Source organism: Cobetia sp. 1CM21F (assembly GCF_023161745.1).
GTDB lineage: Bacteria > Pseudomonadota > Gammaproteobacteria > Pseudomonadales > Halomonadaceae > Cobetia > Cobetia amphilecti.
Genome location: NZ_JALNTQ010000002.1, coordinates 341856 through 357992, shown reverse-complemented (window position 1 = coordinate 357992; position 16137 = coordinate 341856). Strand labels below are relative to the sequence as shown.

Sequence of the window (16137 nt, the reverse complement as noted above, 5' to 3'; positions counted from 1 at the left end):
TGCTCGCCTGTTGAATCCCGTGGCATGACAAGAACGGCCCCTCACTGGATGGTGAGGGGCCGTTTTCGTAGCCGGGCGCTTATTTTCTGTGCTCATGGCACATGGCACATGGCACATGGCACATGGCTCAGGGCTCAGGGCTTCAGGGATCAGCGCAGCACCTGCTGCCCCTCCGCCAGACGCTGACAGCATTCAATGATCTGCTCGCGGATCCAGCGATGCGCGGGGTCCTTCTGATAGCGGCGATGCCAGCTCAAGTGGAAGGGGAAGGAGGCGAAGGCGATCGGCGGTGCCACACGGGTGACGGCGAATTGGCGGCAGAAATGCTGGCATAGCCCGGTGGGCAGGCTCGCGATCAGTGGCGAGCGCTCCAGCAGGGAGGGCACGGCCATGAAGTAGGTGACCGCCAGAGCCACCTCACGCTTGAGCCCCTGACCCTCGAGCTGCTTGAAGATGCCGCTTTTCAGGCGGGTATGGGGCTGTACCAGCACATGGGCGTGGTGCTCGAAATCCGCCTTTGTCATGCGGCCTTCATCATCCAGACGCTCCAATAGCGGATGCCCGTTGCCGACCAGACAGTCGATGCCTTCCGTGATCACTTCCCTGACCACCAGATTCTCGGGCGGATCGACCTGACGCCCGAAGGCGAGGTCCGTCGTGCCGCTCATCACGCCGGCTTCGCTCATGTCCTGCGAGAGACGGCGTACCTGAATGGTGATGCCCGGCGCCTGTTCACGCAGGATCGTCGCCAGTTGCGGCAGGATCAGCACCTCGAAGTAGTCGTTGGCGGCGATCTCGAAATGTCGGCTTTCGGTGGTGTGGTCGAAGTGCCGCTCGCTGTTGATCAGACCATCGAGGTCGGTCAGCGCCGCCTCGATGGTCGGGAACAGGTGATCAGCCTTCTCGGTAGGGCGCATGCGCTGGCGGTCGCGGATGAACAGCGGGTCATTGAACAGCTCGCGCAGCCTGGAGAGCGCCGCGCTCACCGAGGGCTGACTCAGGTGCAGACGCTCGCCGGCGCGCGTGACGTTCTGCTCGAGATACAGCGCATGGAAGGTGCGCAGGAGGTTGAGGTCGTAGTTGAGCTTCATGATGACTACCAGAGCAGGCGGAGTGTCGCGGCTGCACTCGGGCGAGTGAGCACTATTTGTCTGGATGATAGCAGCTATCTGTACTATCGATTATCACGATGGCAAGTTCAGGCGGTAGGGTAGTGATCAGAACACGACGAGTGATCCTAGCGACCTACAGGAGTGAGCCATGAGTGATGTGAAGCGGACGCAAGCCGAAGAGGAAAAGATCGTACTGATCACCGGTGCCTCGAGCGGTATCGGTGAGGCCACCGCGCGCACACTGGTGAAGGCCGGGCACAAGGTCGTCGCGACCGCCCGTCGCAAGGAGCGCCTCGATGCGCTGGTCGAGGAGCTGGGCAGCGACAAGGTGCTGGCGATTGCCGCCGATGCGACGGACTACGATCAGCTCGCCAAGGTCGTCGAGCAGGCCGTGGCCCAGCATGGCCGTCTGGATGTGGCGTTCGCCAATGCCGGTACCGGCGTCAGCCAGGCAGGCACCGAGAACGGTGATCCCGAGGAGTGGAAGCGAGTCATCGACATCAACATCAATGCGCTGCTGTGGACCGCCCACGCGACCCTGCCGCACCTGAGAGAGAGCAAGGGCCACTTCCTCCTCACCAGTTCCGTGGCCGGCCGCGCCAATCATGCGGGCTCCATCTACAGCTCCAGCAAGTGGTTCGCCTACGGCTTCGGCCAGAACCTGGCGATGGAAATGGCCGAGTGGCAGGGCCGCTGCACCACCATTACCCCGGGCATGGTCAATACCGCCTTCTTCGATGAGCCCAAGCCGGACAAGCTTGACCCGCAGGATGTGGCGGATGCCGTGCTCTACGCCATCAGTGCTTCGCCGCGTGCCAATATCCGCGAAGTGCATCTGATGCCGACCTATTGAGCCGGTTGCCGGCATGCGAGTTGGCAAGTGTTTGGGTCGATGTGCACGCTGGTGCAAGACAACTATTTGTGTGTGCGATAGTGGCTATCCGGACTATCGATTATGACGATGGTGGCGTGAGCAGTAAGCTTCATTCAACACAGGGCGAGCATCATCTGGTGACCATCACGTAGCGAGCATCACGTGGTGACCATCACGTCGCCGACATCTTTCGTGAAGTGACCGTTGCGGGCTATCCCGCACGTTGAGGAGAGCATCATGAGCAAGGTTCTGGTAGTAGTGACATCCCACGATACGCTGGGTGACACGGGCAAGAAGACAGGCTTCTGGCTGGAAGAGCTGGCGGCTCCCTACTACGTCATGAAGGACGCCGGCATCGAGGTGACGCTGGCCTCTCCCAAGGGCGGTCAGCCGCCGCTGGATCCGGCAAGCCAAGGCGAGGATTTCCAGACGGATGCCACGCGTCGTTTCGACAAGGATGCCGCTGCTCAGCAGGATCTTGCCACCACCGCCGTGCTGGCAGACATGAAGGTCGAAGACTTCGACGCCATCTTCTACCCGGGTGGCCACGGCCCGCTGTGGGATCTGACCAACGACGCGGATTCCATCCGTCTGATCGAGCAGTTCCATGCGGCTGGCAAGCCGGTCAGCTCCGTCTGCCACGCCCCGGCAGTGCTTTTGAACGCCCGCAAGCCTGACGGCACTCCCTTCGTGGATGGCGTGCGTGTCACCGGCTTCACCAATGGCGAAGAAGAAGGCGTTGGCCTCACCAATGTCGTGCCGTTCCTGGTCGAAGATGCTCTGCAGCAGAAAGGCGGCATCTATGAGAAGAAGGCCGATTTCACCTCCTTCGCGATTCAGGATGGCCTGATCATCACCGGTCAGAACCCGATGTCTTCCGAAGGTGTCGCTGAGCTGCTGATCGACAGCCTCAAGAAGTAGATCGGGCGAGTCAAGGCTCCATGAAAAACCCCGCGACCGGGTCACCGGTCGCGGGGTTTTCGTCTTTCAGGTGGCGGGTCTCATCTGCGCCTGCTTGGTTCAGTTGTTCTGAGTCAGTCGCCTGAGCCAGTCGCCTGTTTCAGTAGAACGAGTCAGTCGCCTGTTTCAGTAGAACGAGTCAGTCGCCTGTTTCAGTAGAACACGCCAGTCACCATCAGCCATTCGAGGCTTTCGCTGCCCGCGCAAGCTGGGTCACGTAGGCATCGAGCACTTCCGGCATCGAGAGCGGTGTCGGGTTGGCCGCCGTGCCCATCGGATCATTCTCCAGCAGGATGACCCTGTCGTTGCTGAAGGTGGGCAGGTCATTGTCCGCAAGATGCTGGTTGAGGCGCTCAATCAGCGCCTGGCCGCCATAGGTCAGGATGATATCGACGTCGGCCAGTTCCGCCAGTTGTTGCGGGGGCACTCGCCCGCCAATCTTGCCGTCGCTGGCACTCGCCGTCACGAAGGACGGGGAGGTCAGCCCCAGCTCGGCAAGGAAGCGCCCCCGGGCATCGTTATCGTTGTAGAAGGCGATCCGGGTCGGGTCTTCGGGATCGATATAGCGCAGGGTGATGGCCGACTTGCCCTTGATCTCCGGGTGGGTGGCGATGTTCTCGGCGACCTGGGCCTCGAGACGCTCGATCAGCGCTTCCCCTTCGGCGGCCATGCCCATGCCGGCACTGTCGAGGCGAATCATGTCGCGCCAGCTGGAAGACCAGCGCGGGCCGGGGCGCGCCACGACCGGCGCGATCTTGCTGAGCTTCGCGTAATCGCCTTCGCTCAATCCTGAATAGGCGGCGAGGATGACGTCCGGCTGGCTGGCGGCCACGGCCGCGAAGTCGATTGTCTTGCCCTGATCGAACAGGTTGGCCGAGTCGGCCCCCAGCGCTTCCAGGCGCGCCTTGACCCACGGCATCATGCCGTCGCCGTCATCATCCCCGAAGTCCTGACGGGGAAAGCCCACCGGCACCACGCCTAGCGCCAACGGCACTTCATGATTGGCCCAGGCGACGGTGGCGATACGTTGCGGCTTGTTCTCGATGACGGTAGTGCCGAAGGCATGTTCGATCGTGAGCGGATACTGCGCCGTTGCCTCGGCGGAGGCGGCAGATGTTCTGACAGATGACGTGTGTGCAGTCGCTGACTCGTGTGCCTGTACGGCCGGCGTGAGGCAGGCAGCCATGACGGTGGTCAGGCCGATGGCGCAGGAAAGTCGCGTGAGTCGCAAGGGAGACTCCTTATGTGATCGGCTGGCGGCAGACGCCGCTGGCCAGAGACGAGGTGACAGCCCCTGGCGGGGAGAGGCTGTCGGTGGGTAGGCAAGCGTTACGTGTGGAGACGAGTGTCCTGTCGGCAGGGCGGGCCCATGCTCAGAAGTCGTAGGTCATGCTCAGCAGCGCACTGCGCGGCGCGCCGTACAGGTACTGGCTGTAGAAGCCCTGCTGCGTGTAGTACTCCTCATCGAAGAGGTTGGACACGTTGAGCTGGGTGCTGAAGTTGTCATTGAAGCGATAGCGCGCCATGGCGTTGGCGAGGAAGACATCGCCCTGGCCGACCTTCTCGGTACCGGTGGGCGTGTCGGTATCCTTGTAGGTATCCCCCTGCCAGGTGCCACCAGCGCCCAGCGTCAGACGCGACCAGTCGCCGGGCAGCTGCCAGGTGGCGTAGACCTTGGCCTGCTGGCGCGGATAGCTGGTATTGAGCTGGGTGCCATCGGAGTCCTCGGCGTCCACCAGTGCGTAGCTGGCGGAGAGATTGATGCCCGGCGCGACTTCACCGGCCACTTCCAGTTCGAAGCCTTCGACCACGGCGCCGTCTGACTCGGTGTAGGCCTGATCGGTGGTGCCGGCGACATAGACGCCGGGGATCTCGACGGCCAGATTGTCCTGCTCGCTGCGGAAGACGGCGAAGGACACGTCAGCGCGGTCCTCGAACAACGCCGCCTTCAGGCCCGCCTCATAGCTGGTGCCCTCGAGCGGGTCGAGCAGGGCGCCATCGGGGGCACGTTCGCTCTGGGTATTGAAGATCTGCGTGTAGCTGGTATAGGCGGTGAGGTTGTCGGTAATGTCGACGATCAGACCGGCATAGGGCGTGAACTCGTCGTTGTATTCATAGCTGCGCTCGCCACGGTAGTCCTGGTCGATCTCCCAGTCGGTCAGGCGGGCGCCGATGATCAGGTGCACGGGGTCGGCCAGCGAGAAGCGCGTCACGGCGTAGAAACCGCTCTGCTCGGTTTCGGTGTCGTCGGTCAGGCCCCATTCGCCCCATTCCGGCTCGGCCAGCGCCGGGTCATCGCGATCGGTGAAGCTGCCCAGTGCCGGCACGGCGCCCGCCGGGGTGCGGCTCCAGATCTCGTACTCTTCCTTGAGCCGCATGTAGCCAAAGCCCAGCTGGTGCTCACGACCGAGCAGCTCGAAGGGCCCCTCGGCGCTCAAGTTGAGGTTCTTCTGGGTGCGATCACCGCGATAGTCGACCAGATACGAGGTCGTCGGTACCTGACGATTGCTGTCGTAGTAGAGGATGCCGTTGTCACGATCCACATAGCCGCCACGGTAGTTGTAGGTCAGCCCGTAGTTGGCATCGCCATGACTGTAGGCGGCGGTCGCCTTCCAGCCGTTGGCGAAGTAGTGGGTCAGGTCGGCGAAGCCACGCGTGTTCTCGGTGAAGAAGTGCGCCCATTCGGTATTGTTGGCGACCGACTGGTCGAAGTCGGTGCGCGTGCCGTCGGTGTAGTAGAGCGGCACGCCCAGATAGGCGCCATCCTGGTCATAGCGCTGATACTCGACCCCGACGTTCAGCTCGGTGTCAGGCGTCAATTCGGCGGCGATCACCCCGTAGAGGGTCTCGCGGTCATTCTCGACATCATCCATGAAGCTGTCGGAGCGGTCCTTGGCGGCCACGAAGCGCACGCCGACCTTGCCGGCATCATCCAACGGCGTGCTGACATCCACCACGCCACGCCGGCGGTCCCAGCTGCCGACTGCGCCTGTCACGCTGGCCGCGGCTTCGTCCAGCGGCTTCTTGCGCACGAAGTTGACGGTGGCGGACGGGTCGCCGACGCCTGTCATCAGGCCGGTGGCCCCGCGGACCACCTCGACGCGATCATAGATGGCGGTGTCCCACTCGGCGTCGCCGAACGGCCAGAAGCTGCTGGTGTTGCTCTGTTGGCCATCGAACTGGAAATTGCGGATGGTATAGCCGCGTGACTGGAAGCTGGCGCGGGTGCCGTCCAGGCGATTGGAGGACACGCCCGGCAGGCGGTTGATCGCCTCCGTGGTGCTGGTCAGCGCCTCATCATCCATCTGCTGGCGGGTCAGAAAGCTGACAGACTGCGGTGTCTCGCGTGGCGACAGGGTCAAGCCATTGGCGCTGGTGCTGGAGTCGACCGTATACGCCTGAGTCTCTTCCGTGGTGCCGCCTTGCGCCTCGCCGACGATGGTCATCGCCTCAAGCGTGCGAGTCTCATCCGCGATAGCGGTGGCACTGAGCAGTGACGAGGTCGCGAGCGCAATGGAGAGGGCGAGTGGCGAGCGAGTGAAACCTGGACGGCGGAGTGAGTGAGCCAAGACTGCGTTCCCTAGTTGTTTATAATAATCATTATTATTTACCCGCTGGCGGCACTTTTGTTTTGCGAAATGCCAGACACGCTTTGCGGGATGCCAAGAATGAAAATTTCGGGGAACTTCATGAGCCCGGCGTGGTGCTATCGGGCGATGGGTCTGGTCATGCGGCAGGCCTGAGACAGCCACCGGACCACTTATACAGGCCATGCATGCGGGCCGCGCGTTCCACACATTCAGGCCACGCACGCAAGCGTCATACTGAAACGCCCCGCGACCGTTCATCCGGTCGCGGGGCGTTTCGTTTCAGATCTGTTGCTCTTTGTCTTGTGGTGCAGGGCGGGCCAGGGGTTACGGGTCAGGGGTTACGGATCAGAGGCTACGGATCAGAGGTTACGGCGCGCTCACTCGCGCTCGACCCACGCCTTCCAGCCGCCGTACTCGCTGATGTCCGTCATCGGCACGCCGCTGTCAGCGGACACCGAGCAGATGAAGCCTGCGACCCAGCGGCCATCTTCGAGTTCGATCTGGCCCAGCCCCAGCGGGAAGGGGATGCCGGCGAGGAAGCTGCCGACGCTGCCGATGGGCAGAGACCAGATCTCCAGCGCGATGCTGGTGCCGTTCTGCGGGGCACGCAGCATGGCCGGTTTGGCGGGTGTCGCGTCATCCAGTTGATAGAGGCGGTAGCTGGGTGCGCTGTGAGTGCGCGCGACCAGACGGGCATCGCGCTGGGCGAGCTGATGATTGAGCGGCATGCCGCTGAGGTGTGCGCCGCAGACGGCGATCTCGAGTCGGCCATTGGCCGCCGCGGGCAGCTGGCTTTCCGCGAGGCGCGCCTGAGGACGGGCGACGGCGCTGGCACCCAGCGGCAGCGCGAATTCGTGCTCGAGCAGACGCGCGATGCTGAGCAGTTGCAGGTCTTCGAAGGCCGGCGCGAACAGCGTCACGCCCCCCGGCAGGCCCTGGCGATTGAAGCCCACCGGCACGGCCAGCGCGCTGAGATCCAGCAGGTTCATGAAGTTGGTCCAGGTGCCCAGCTCCGAATTGACCGCGATCGGCGCCTCGGCCAATTCCGCCTTGGTGGGCAGGCGCGGCGTGGTCGGCGCCAGCATCACGTCCACCTGCGCCAGCAGCGCCTCGGCCTGACGGCGGTATTCGGCCAGCTGATAGCGCGCATCGAAGGCATCGACGGCCAGCGGCGTGGCACCGCCAAGGGTGATCTCGCGGGTCACCGGGTGCAGCGCCTCGGGGGTGTGCTCGATCAGCTCGCGCACCGCGTGATAGCGCTCCGCCACCCAGGGGCCTTCATACAGCAGGCGCGCGGCGGCCAGCAGCGGGCTGCAATCCAGCTCGACCAGCTCTGCCCCCAGCGCCTTGCACTGGCGCATCGCCGCTTCCATGTAGCCGCTGTAATCGCTGTCGGTATGCCACTGAGCACGCGGCGGCACGCCGATGCGCAGACCAGTCAGGTCGGGCAGCACGCCATAGGCCTGGCCGTGAACGCTGAAGTCATGCTCGCGCGCCCAGCGGTTGTCGGCATCGAACTGTGCGGTGACGGACAGCACCTTCGCGGCATCATCGCAGCCCAGCGCGAAGATGGAGATGGTATCCAGCGTCGCGCAGGCCGGCACCACACCACCTGCACTGAGCAGGCCAAGCGTCGGCTTCACGCCGACCAGATTGTTGAAGCAGGCCGGAACCCGCCCGGAACCCGCCGTGTCAGTGCCCAGCGCGAAGCTGACCTGGCCCTGGGCGGTGACGACGGCGGAGCCACTGCTGGAGCCACCCGGCACATAGGCGGGGTCGAAGGCATTGGCCGGGGTGCCGTAGACCGGCAGGGCGCGTTCACCGACCAGCCCGGTGGCGAACTGGTCCAGATTGGTCTTGCCCATCGGAATCGCGCCTGCCGCGATCAACTGCTTGACCACGAAGGCATCATCGCTCGGCGTGTAGGCAAATTCCGGGCAACCGGCGGTGGTGGTCACGCCGGCGAGATCGATATTGTCCTTGATCGCGAAGGGAATGCCGTAGAGCGGCAGCGACTCGGGCGCCACGTCGTCCAGACGTGCCAGATAGGGTTCCAGCTGCTGTGCTGACAGGCGGGTGATCCAGGCGGCATCGGTCTCGGCCTGCGCGGCCAGCAGCTCGTCCACCAGTTGGCGCGGCGTCATCTCACCGGCCTGATAGGCCTTGCTCAGCGCCGTGATGCTCAGGTTGAGCGGGGTATGGGTCATCATCACAGCGTCTCCTCGGAGGACAGGGTCGATCGGGCGTTGTCTGATGCGCTGGCATCAGCGGAATCCGTGGTTTCCACGGCGGTCGACAGCACGATCAGTGGTTGGCCGGGGGCGACGCCGCTGCCTTCCTTGATCGGCAGGCGCACGACACGGCCAGCGGTGTGGGTGCGAATCTCGACTTCCATCTTCATCGACTCGACCAGCGCCACCACCTGGCCGGCCTCGACGTCATCGCCCTCGGCGACTTCCAGCTTCCACAGGCTGCCGGTGACCGGTGTCTCGATGCCCAGCTCGTCATCACTCAGGCTGTCGGCTTCCTGCACCTCGTTGATCTGATCCTCGAAGGTGAACTGGCCGCGCGCATGCCAGTCGTCGATTTCCTGCTGGAAGGCCGCCTGGCGGCGTTCACGGAAGGCATCGGTCTCGGCCTGGTGTTCGGCGATCTGCGCCTGATAATCGGCGAGACGGAAGCGGGTCTTCTCGATCTTGAGGTCGTAACGCCCCTGCGGATGATCACGACGGATCTGCTCGAGCGCTGCATGGCTGACCGGATGGAAGCGCAGCTGATCGAACACGCGCAACAGCCACGGGGTGGTGAAGTGTTCGGTGCGGCGATAGCGATTCCACATCTGCAGCGTGCGGCCGACGAATTGATAACCGCCCGGGCCTTCCATGCCATACACGCACAGATAGGCGCCGCCGATGCCCACCGAGTTCTCGGCGGTCCAGGTGCGTGCCGGGTTGTACTTGGTGGTCACCAGGCGCTGGCGCGGGTCCAGCGGCGTGGCCACCGGCGCGCCGAGATAGACATCGCCGAGGCCCATCACCAGATAGCGGGCGTTGAGCACTGTCTCGCGCACCGCCGCCTCATCGGCGAGGCCATTGATGCGGCGAATGAATTCCAGATTGCTTGGGCACCAGGGCGCGTCCGGGCGCACCGAGCGCTGGTACTTGTCGATGGCCTGCTGACACGCCGGGTCATCCCAGGACAGCGGCAGGTGCACGGTGCGGGCCTCGATCTCGATATCCTCGACATCCTTGAGCGCGACTTCGGCCTGTTCGAGATGCGCCATCAGCGTCTCGAGCGTCAGGCAGCGCGGGTCGTAATGCAGTTGCAGCGAGCGAATGCCCGGGGTCATCTCCATCAGGCCTGGCAGCGGGTGCTCCTTGAGCCACAGCATCCAGGCATGGGCGCGGAAGCGCAGCGCGATATCCAGCTCCATCTGGCCGAACTCGATCAGCAGGAAGTCATCCCCCGCGCGGCGATAGACGATCTGCTCACCGCCTTGCTCGGCGCTCAGGCGCTTGAGCACCGGCGAGTCATCGGGGCGCGGACGTTTTGCGGCGATGGCGCTCAGCGTGGCACCGCTGGTCTCCGTCAGGTGCTGTTCCAGAGTGCCGAGCTGGCCACTGGCGAGGGCGGTGATCACGGCGTCCTGTTGCACCTCGATGGTGCGGGATTCCTCCAGAGTCAGCGCGACGAAGCGGATGCGATCGCCGGCGGCCAGCTGGCCCAGCTTCCAGCGCTCAGCACGCACCACGGTGGCCGGACACACGAAGCCGCCCAGCGACGGGCCGTCCGGGCCGAGGATGACCGGCATGTCGCCGGTAAAGTCGATGGTGCCGAAGGCGTAGGCGTTGTCATGGATATTGGAGGGGTGCAGACCGGCCTCGCCGCCGTCGGCGCGCGCCCACTGCGGACGCGGGCCGATCAGGCGTACGCCGGTGCGGCTGGAGTTGTAATGCACTTCCCAGCGGTGGCCGAAGAAGGTGCTGATGTCGTCTTCGGTGAAGAAGTCCGGCGCCCCGTGCGGGCCGTAGAGCACGCCGATCTGCCATTCGCGGCCTTGTGTCCTGTCTTGAGCGTTCCCGCCTTGTTCATCCGCGACCAGGCCAGCGCCCTGCGGGATCAGCGCCTCGGGCAGCCGGGTCAGGGCGGGCGGGGGGCACTCGGCGAGATCGGCCAGCGGCAGGGTGTCGCCACTGCGCAGCGCACGGCCGGCATGGCCGCCGAACTGGCCCAGAGTGAAGGTCGCGCGCGAGCCCAGATACTGCGGGCAGTCGATGCCGCCGGCGATCAACAGATAGCTGCGCGCGCCGGCAGCCACCTTGCCCAGACTCAGGGTGCTGCCAGCGGCGATCTCATGCACCTGCCACAGAGCAAGCTCGTGAGTCGCGGCGTCATCAGCGCCGTCTTGCGGTGCTGAAACGGACAGCGTGGCGGGCAACGGCGCGCCGGCCAGCACCACGCGCGTGGCGCGGTGGAAGTGCAGCGTCGGGCCATTGAGGGTGATCTCGAGGCCTGCGGCATCGGCGGCATTGCCCAGCAGCGCATTGCCGAGACGGAAGGCGTAGTCATCGAAGGGGCCGGAGGGCGGCACGCCCACATCCCAGTGGCCCAGGCGACCCGGCATGTCCTGCACGGTGGTCAGGGTGCCGGGGACGAGTACCTCGAAGGTCGGCGCGGCCCACTCGAGGCCTTCCAGCCAGCGGGTGTAGATCTCGACATTGATGAAGCGCGAGTCTTCCAGCAGGTGCGACAGCCACTGACGGTTGGTCTCGATGCCGTAGAGGCGAGAGGCCGCCAATGCCTTGGAGAGATCGCCGCGCGCCTGCTCGCGGGTTGGGGCGTGCACCATCACCTTGGCCAGCATCGGGTCGAACCAGGCGGGGACCTCGAAGCCGGCCTCGATGGAGTGATCCACCCGCAGCTGGCTGTCGTCGGCGAGGGCGGCGGTCACGGCGTCATTGGCGAACTCCCACTCGGTGAGCAGGCCGCTGGAAGGGCGGAAGTCGTGCTGCGGATTCTCGGCATAGACACGTGCCTGCATGGCGTGGCCGCGGGGTGTGAGCGGCGCGACCAGCTCGCGCAGATTGCCCAGCTCACCGGCGCCCAACTTGAGCATCCAGGCGACGATGTCCACGCCCCACACCAGCTCCGTGACACCATGCTCGACCTGCAGGCGCGTATTGACCTCCAGGAAGTAGAAGGCCTGACGCTCGGCGTCATAGATGAATTCGACGGTACCGGCGCTGCGGTAATTGACGGCCTCGCCCAGGCGGATGGCGGTGGCGATCATGTCTTCGCGAACGTGCTCGGGCAGGTTGGGTGCCGGGCATTCCTCGATGACCTTCTGGTGGCGGCGCTGACTGGAGCAGTCGCGCTCGCCCAGCGCGATCACCGTGCCTTCTCCATCACCGAACAGCTGCACTTCCAGGTGACGGGCGCGGGCGATGTACGCCTCGAGGAAGACGCCACCATCACCGAAGTTGCGCTCGCCGAGGCCCTTGACCGAATCGAAGGCGCGGCTGAGAGAGGCTTCGTCGTCACAGACCTGCATGCCGATGCCGCCGCCGCCGGCGGTGGACTTGAGCATCACCGGATAGCCGATACGGGCGGCCTCGCTCAGTGCGCTCTCGACGTCGTCCAGCAGGCCGGTGCCGGGCACCAGTGGCACGCCGGCGTTCTCGGCGATGGTGCGCGCTTCGTGCTTGAGGCCGAAGGCGTGGATCTGCTCGACGGTCGGGCCGAGGAAGACCAGGCCGGCGGCGTCACAGGCCTGGATGAAGCGGGTGTTCTCGGACAGGAAACCATAGCCCGGGTGCACGGCCTGAGCGCCACTCTCGCGGGCGATGGCGATCAGCTTGTCGATGTCGAGATAGGTCTCGGCGGCAGCACCTTCGCCGAGGCTGTAGGCTTCATCGGCCTCGCGCACGAAGGGGGATTCACGGTCGGCTTCTGCGTAGACGGCGACACTCTGGACACCGAGGGCACGCAGAGTGCGCTGGATTCGGGTGGCGATGGCGCCACGGTTGGCAATCAGGACCTTGTGGAACATGACGGAGTCATCCTTCCGGCGGCGGGTCGTCCCGCCTTCAAACTGTGAGCTGCCGGTCGTCCGGTAGCCGGGCAGAGCCTGGAGGGCTGACGAGTGATGCAAGAGAGATGACATCGTCAGGTGGGGCTCGGCCGTTTCTTGTCGTATGCGTGTTCGAAAGCTTCGCTTTCAGCTCGGCGGCTCAGCTCGGCCGATCAGCTCGGCGGATCAGCTCGGCGGATCAGCCTAGCGGCGAGTCGCTGATGCGGATGGCGACCGGTGTCGGGTCGTAGCCATTGCAGGGGTTGTTGAGCTGCGGGCAGTTGGAGAGCAGCACGTAGACGTCACGCTCGGCGACCATCTCGACGTACTTGCCCGGGCCGGACAGGCCGTCCTCGAAGCTCAGGCCGCCATCGGCGGTGACCGGCACGTTCATGAAGAAATTGATGTTGTGGCCGATGTCGCGCTTGGTCAGGTCGTACTTCGGGTAGCGGGCGATGGCCAGCATCCAGTTGTCGCGACAGGAGTGCATGTGGCGCTTCTCCAGGTCGTAACGCACGGTGTTGGACTCGCTGGAGCAGGCGCCGCCCAGGGTGTCATGCCGACCGCAGGTATCGCCGGTGATGGTCAGCAGCGCCCGGCCACGCGTGGAGTAGAGCACCGTGCCGGTGGTCAGGTAGACCTTGCCCTGCTCGCGCACGGTGTCCATCGCGCTGTAGCGCTCGGCGGTGTCGTCGGCTGAGAAGAACAGGGTGTCGGCGGCCTGATTGCCGTGCAGGTCGGTGATGCGCAGGTGCTGGCCGGCGCGGACCAGGCCGATGAAGTGATCGCCGGCCTCGATGGTGCGCTCAAGCTCGCGCGGCTGCTGTGCGGGGTCGGCGTAGCTCAGCGGGGCGCCGTCCGTCGCGGCCGGGGTGTGGGCATGGGGGGGTTCAAGTGTCGAGGTGCACATTGGGATGTCCTTTGTCCTTGTCATCTGGGGCGTCGTTTCCAGTTGCCACGAGCCAGTCGGCGTGGCCTCCGTCTGCTGTCGGGGGACGCCTCAGCCCGCCAGGTGATAGAGCTGGTTGTTGGCGTAGGCGCGGGCATTCTCGGGGCGCGACAGATAGCAGGCGTCGTGCTCATCCATCGGCGTCGCGGTGCCGAAGGTCATGTCCACGCCGCGCAGCGGATAGTCCTCGGCGGGGTCCAGCGGATGCGGACAGGTGTGCAGCATGACGAGGGTGTCCATCTCGAAGCGCAGGGTGACGCTGTTGCCGGCGGCGCAGTGGTCCGCGACGTAGTGCAGATTGGCGTCTTCATCGGCGCGCACGCGGGAGAACAGGTTGAGGTTGGCGCACAGGTCGCGCTCGCTCAGGCCGTACTTGGCCATCTCGATCAGCAGGCTGTCGTGGCCGCTGGGCGTGAAGTCATTGAAGGCTTGCTGATAGGCCTTCTTGTGCCAGCCCTTGGCGGCGAAGTGATGCTCCATCAGGTTGCCGCTGGCGCTGTCATGCCAGCCGAGATCGTCCTGGATGATGGAGGCGAAGATACGGCCCATGTCGGAATACAGGCAGTGGCCTTCGGTGAGGCGGAAGGTGTGCTGACCCTTGAGGGTATCCGGCAGGTTGAGGCGCTCAAGCGTATCCAGCGGGTTGTACATCACCAGGCCGACATTGGCGTTGGCCTCGCTCGCGGTCAGCTTGAGCGCACTGCCACGCGGCATGCGCATCGACCAGTGATGGCCGCCGGGCAGATGGGTCTTGTACTTTGCAGTAAAGCTCGCGGTAAAGCTGGCGCGGGCGGCGGTTGCGGCATCAAGCGGTATGTTCATTGAATTGGCCTCCGGTGAGAGTGGCTTGGGAAACGGAGTGGGCTGGTGTCGTCAGCGCTTCGTGCTCGGGCGTCGGTTGGCCAGAGCCCGGTGGGTGAGCGCTCGGCTGCTGGGACGACGCCTTGGTCTTGCTACGCTCGGTGGGCAGGTCATAGGTGATGGTCGAGCCATAGGCCTGCGGGGCCTGCGCATCCACACGCACCTTGTCGAACACCCAGACGCGCGAGCCCAGCTCGAAGGCTTCCTTGAGGTCATGGGTGATCATGAAGATGGTCAGCTGCTGTTCTTCCCACAGGCGCAGGATCAGCTGGTGCATGTCCTTGCGGATGCCCGGGTCCAGCGCGCCGAAGGGCTCATCCAGCAGCAGGATGCGCGGCTTCATCATCAGCGCCTGGGCGATGGCGAGGCGCTGCTGCATGCCGCCGGACAGCTCATGCGGGTACTTGTCCAGTGCGTGGGACAGGCCGACTTCCGCCAGACGCGCTTCGGCGGCGACCCGGGCTTCACGGCGCTTGGCCCCGGACAGCTTGCCGGTCAGCGGGGCACGTGCCAGCTCCTCGGCCATGATCACGTTGCCCAGCACGGTGAGGTGCGGGAAGACGGAATACTTCTGGAAGACGATGCCGCGGTCCGGGCCCGGCTCGCCGGGGATGGGCTTGCCATCGAGCAGCAGCTCACCGCGCGAGACGCCCTCGGTGCCCAGCAGCAGCTTGAGGAAGGTGGTCTTGCCGCAACCGGAGGCGCCGACCAGGGTGATGAATTCTCCGGCCTCGACGGTCAGGTTCATGCGTTCCAGCACGACCTGCTGACCGTAGTGCTTCTCGAGGCCCTTGGCGTGGATCAGGCTCATGATTGGCTCTCCTCAGCGTGGTACCAGGGGAAGGCGCGGGTCGAGACGAGCACCAGCAGACGGTCGAGCAGGAAGGCCAGCAGCGTGATCCAGGCCACGTAGGGCAGGATGACGTCCATCGCCAGATAGCGACGCACCAGGAAGATGCGGTAGCCGAGGCCGTCTTGGGCGGCGATGGCTTCCGCGGCGATCAGGAACAACCAGGCGCTGCCGAGTGCCAGGCGCGTGGCGCTCAGAAGGCGCGGGGTCAGCTGGGGCAGCAGTACGCGGGTCAGCACCTGCCAGGAGCTGGCGCCCAGCGTCTGGGCCTTGATCAGCTGCTCATCGGGCAGGCGCAGGGCCTGATTCTGCAGGTCGCGAATCAGGAAGGGCGTGATGCCGATGACGATCAGCGCGATCTTGGCCAGCTCGCCGGTACCGAAGGCGATGAACAGGATCGGCAGAATCGCCATCGGCGGAATCAGGGACAGCACGGTAATCAGTGGTGACAGCTTGGCGCGCAGCAGCGGCAGGCCACCGGTGAGCAGGCCGACGGTCAGGCCGATCAGCGCACTGATCAGCACGCCGGCCAGCAGGCGTTCGAGACTGGCGAAGGTGTCGGTCCACAGCGGCAGATCGCCGGTGCGCACGTTGACCTCGGTGGCCAGTCGCGAGAACGACTCGCCCATGGCGGCGAAGGACGGCAGCAGGCGGTCATTCGGGTTGTCGAGCAGTCGCTGGTTGGACTGCACGATGTAAAGGATGGCCAGCAGCGCGAAGGGCAGGCCACCGAGCAGCCAGCGGCCACCACGGGAGGGTGTCAGATTGATCAGGCGTTTCATGCGCGGGCTCCACGGGTGCGAACGAGGGTGCGGTCGAGGGAGGCGGTCGGTTCACGTTCCGCGAGGCAGGCTGCCCCGCGGAGCGTGTG

11 protein-coding genes are annotated in these 16137 nt (G+C 64.9%); 2 read left to right on the top strand and 9 right to left on the bottom strand.

Features of this window, described 5'->3' with window-relative positions; genetic code table 11:
* Window positions 1-149: 149 nt before the first annotated feature.
* Window positions 150-1091, bottom strand: a complete 942-nt coding sequence (locus MSG32_RS07190; protein WP_248378982.1) for a LysR substrate-binding domain-containing protein — start codon at window positions 1089-1091, stop codon at window positions 150-152.
* Between the two features lie 169 nt (window positions 1092-1260).
* On the opposite strand from MSG32_RS07190, the gene MSG32_RS07185 reads away from it, so the two are divergent.
* Both MSG32_RS07185 and MSG32_RS07180 read left to right on the top strand, forming a co-directional pair.
* Window positions 1261-1965, top strand: coding sequence for an SDR family oxidoreductase (locus MSG32_RS07185; protein ID WP_248378981.1), 705 nt, complete (start codon window positions 1261-1263; stop codon window positions 1963-1965).
* A gap of 258 nt (window positions 1966-2223) precedes the next feature.
* Entirely contained in the window at window positions 2224-2907 is a 684-nt protein-coding gene (locus MSG32_RS07180) for a type 1 glutamine amidotransferase domain-containing protein (RefSeq protein ID WP_054555908.1), read from the top strand.
* A gap of 214 nt (window positions 2908-3121) precedes the next feature.
* On the opposite strand, the gene MSG32_RS07175 is transcribed toward MSG32_RS07180, so the two are convergent.
* From MSG32_RS07175 to MSG32_RS07140, 8 genes are all read right to left on the bottom strand, one after another.
* Window positions 3122-4177 carry an ABC transporter substrate-binding protein gene (locus tag MSG32_RS07175; RefSeq protein ID WP_248378980.1) on the bottom strand — a complete coding sequence of 352 codons (1056 nt, stop codon included), beginning with the start codon at window positions 4175-4177 and terminating at the stop codon, window positions 3122-3124.
* A 142-nt stretch (window positions 4178-4319) separates the two neighbouring features.
* Entirely contained in the window at window positions 4320-6515 is a 2196-nt protein-coding gene (locus tag MSG32_RS07170) for a TonB-dependent siderophore receptor (RefSeq protein ID WP_248378979.1), read from the bottom strand.
* Window positions 6516-6913: 398 nt separating this feature from the next.
* A complete protein-coding gene (atzF, locus tag MSG32_RS07165) occupies window positions 6914-8746 on the bottom strand; it encodes an allophanate hydrolase (RefSeq protein WP_248378978.1) in 1833 nt (610 codons plus the stop codon).
* Window positions 8746-12585 carry an urea carboxylase gene (uca, locus tag MSG32_RS07160; RefSeq protein WP_248378977.1) on the bottom strand — a complete coding sequence of 1280 codons (3840 nt, stop codon included), beginning with the start codon at window positions 12583-12585 and terminating at the stop codon, window positions 8746-8748. Before uca ends, atzF begins: the two co-directional genes overlap by 1 nt.
* A gap of 220 nt (window positions 12586-12805) precedes the next feature.
* Window positions 12806-13516 carry an urea amidolyase associated protein UAAP2 gene (locus MSG32_RS07155; protein WP_248378976.1) on the bottom strand — a complete coding sequence of 237 codons (711 nt, stop codon included), beginning with the start codon at window positions 13514-13516 and terminating at the stop codon, window positions 12806-12808.
* Window positions 13517-13606: 90 nt separating this feature from the next.
* On the bottom strand, window positions 13607-14377 hold the full coding sequence (locus MSG32_RS07150; protein WP_248378974.1) for an urea amidolyase associated protein UAAP1: 771 nt from the start codon (window positions 14375-14377) through the stop codon (window positions 13607-13609).
* On the bottom strand, window positions 14361-15227 hold the full coding sequence (locus MSG32_RS07145) for an ABC transporter ATP-binding protein (RefSeq protein ID WP_248378972.1): 867 nt from the start codon (window positions 15225-15227) through the stop codon (window positions 14361-14363). The genes MSG32_RS07150 and MSG32_RS07145 overlap by 17 nt, the downstream gene beginning before the upstream one ends.
* Window positions 15224-16048: an ABC transporter permease subunit gene (locus MSG32_RS07140; RefSeq protein WP_043332237.1), complete on the bottom strand. Its 825-nt coding sequence runs from the start codon at window positions 16046-16048 to the stop codon at window positions 15224-15226. Before MSG32_RS07140 ends, MSG32_RS07145 begins: the two co-directional genes overlap by 4 nt.
* Window positions 16049-16137: the final 89 nt, after the last annotated feature.

What these genes read in the sequence shown, in the direction of transcription:
- MSG32_RS07190 (WP_248378982.1), bottom strand. Translation starts at nt 1,091, where the DNA reads ATGAAGCTCAACTACGACCTCAACCTCCTGCGCACCTTCCATGCGCTG.
- MSG32_RS07185 (WP_248378981.1), top strand. Translation starts at nt 1,261, where the DNA reads ATGAGTGATGTGAAGCGGACGCAAGCCGAAGAGGAAAAGATCGTACTG.
- MSG32_RS07180 (WP_054555908.1), top strand. Translation starts at nt 2,224, where the DNA reads ATGAGCAAGGTTCTGGTAGTAGTGACATCCCACGATACGCTGGGTGAC.
- atzF (WP_248378978.1), bottom strand. Translation starts at nt 8,746, where the DNA reads ATGATGACCCATACCCCGCTCAACCTGAGCATCACGGCGCTGAGCAAG.
- uca (WP_248378977.1), bottom strand. Translation starts at nt 12,585, where the DNA reads ATGTTCCACAAGGTCCTGATTGCCAACCGTGGCGCCATCGCCACCCGA.
- MSG32_RS07155 (WP_248378976.1), bottom strand. Translation starts at nt 13,516, where the DNA reads ATGTGCACCTCGACACTTGAACCCCCCCATGCCCACACCCCGGCCGCG.
- MSG32_RS07150 (WP_248378974.1), bottom strand. Translation starts at nt 14,377, where the DNA reads ATGAACATACCGCTTGATGCCGCAACCGCCGCCCGCGCCAGCTTTACC.
- MSG32_RS07145 (WP_248378972.1), bottom strand. Translation starts at nt 15,227, where the DNA reads ATGAGCCTGATCCACGCCAAGGGCCTCGAGAAGCACTACGGTCAGCAG.
- MSG32_RS07140 (WP_043332237.1), bottom strand. Translation starts at nt 16,048, where the DNA reads ATGAAACGCCTGATCAATCTGACACCCTCCCGTGGTGGCCGCTGGCTG.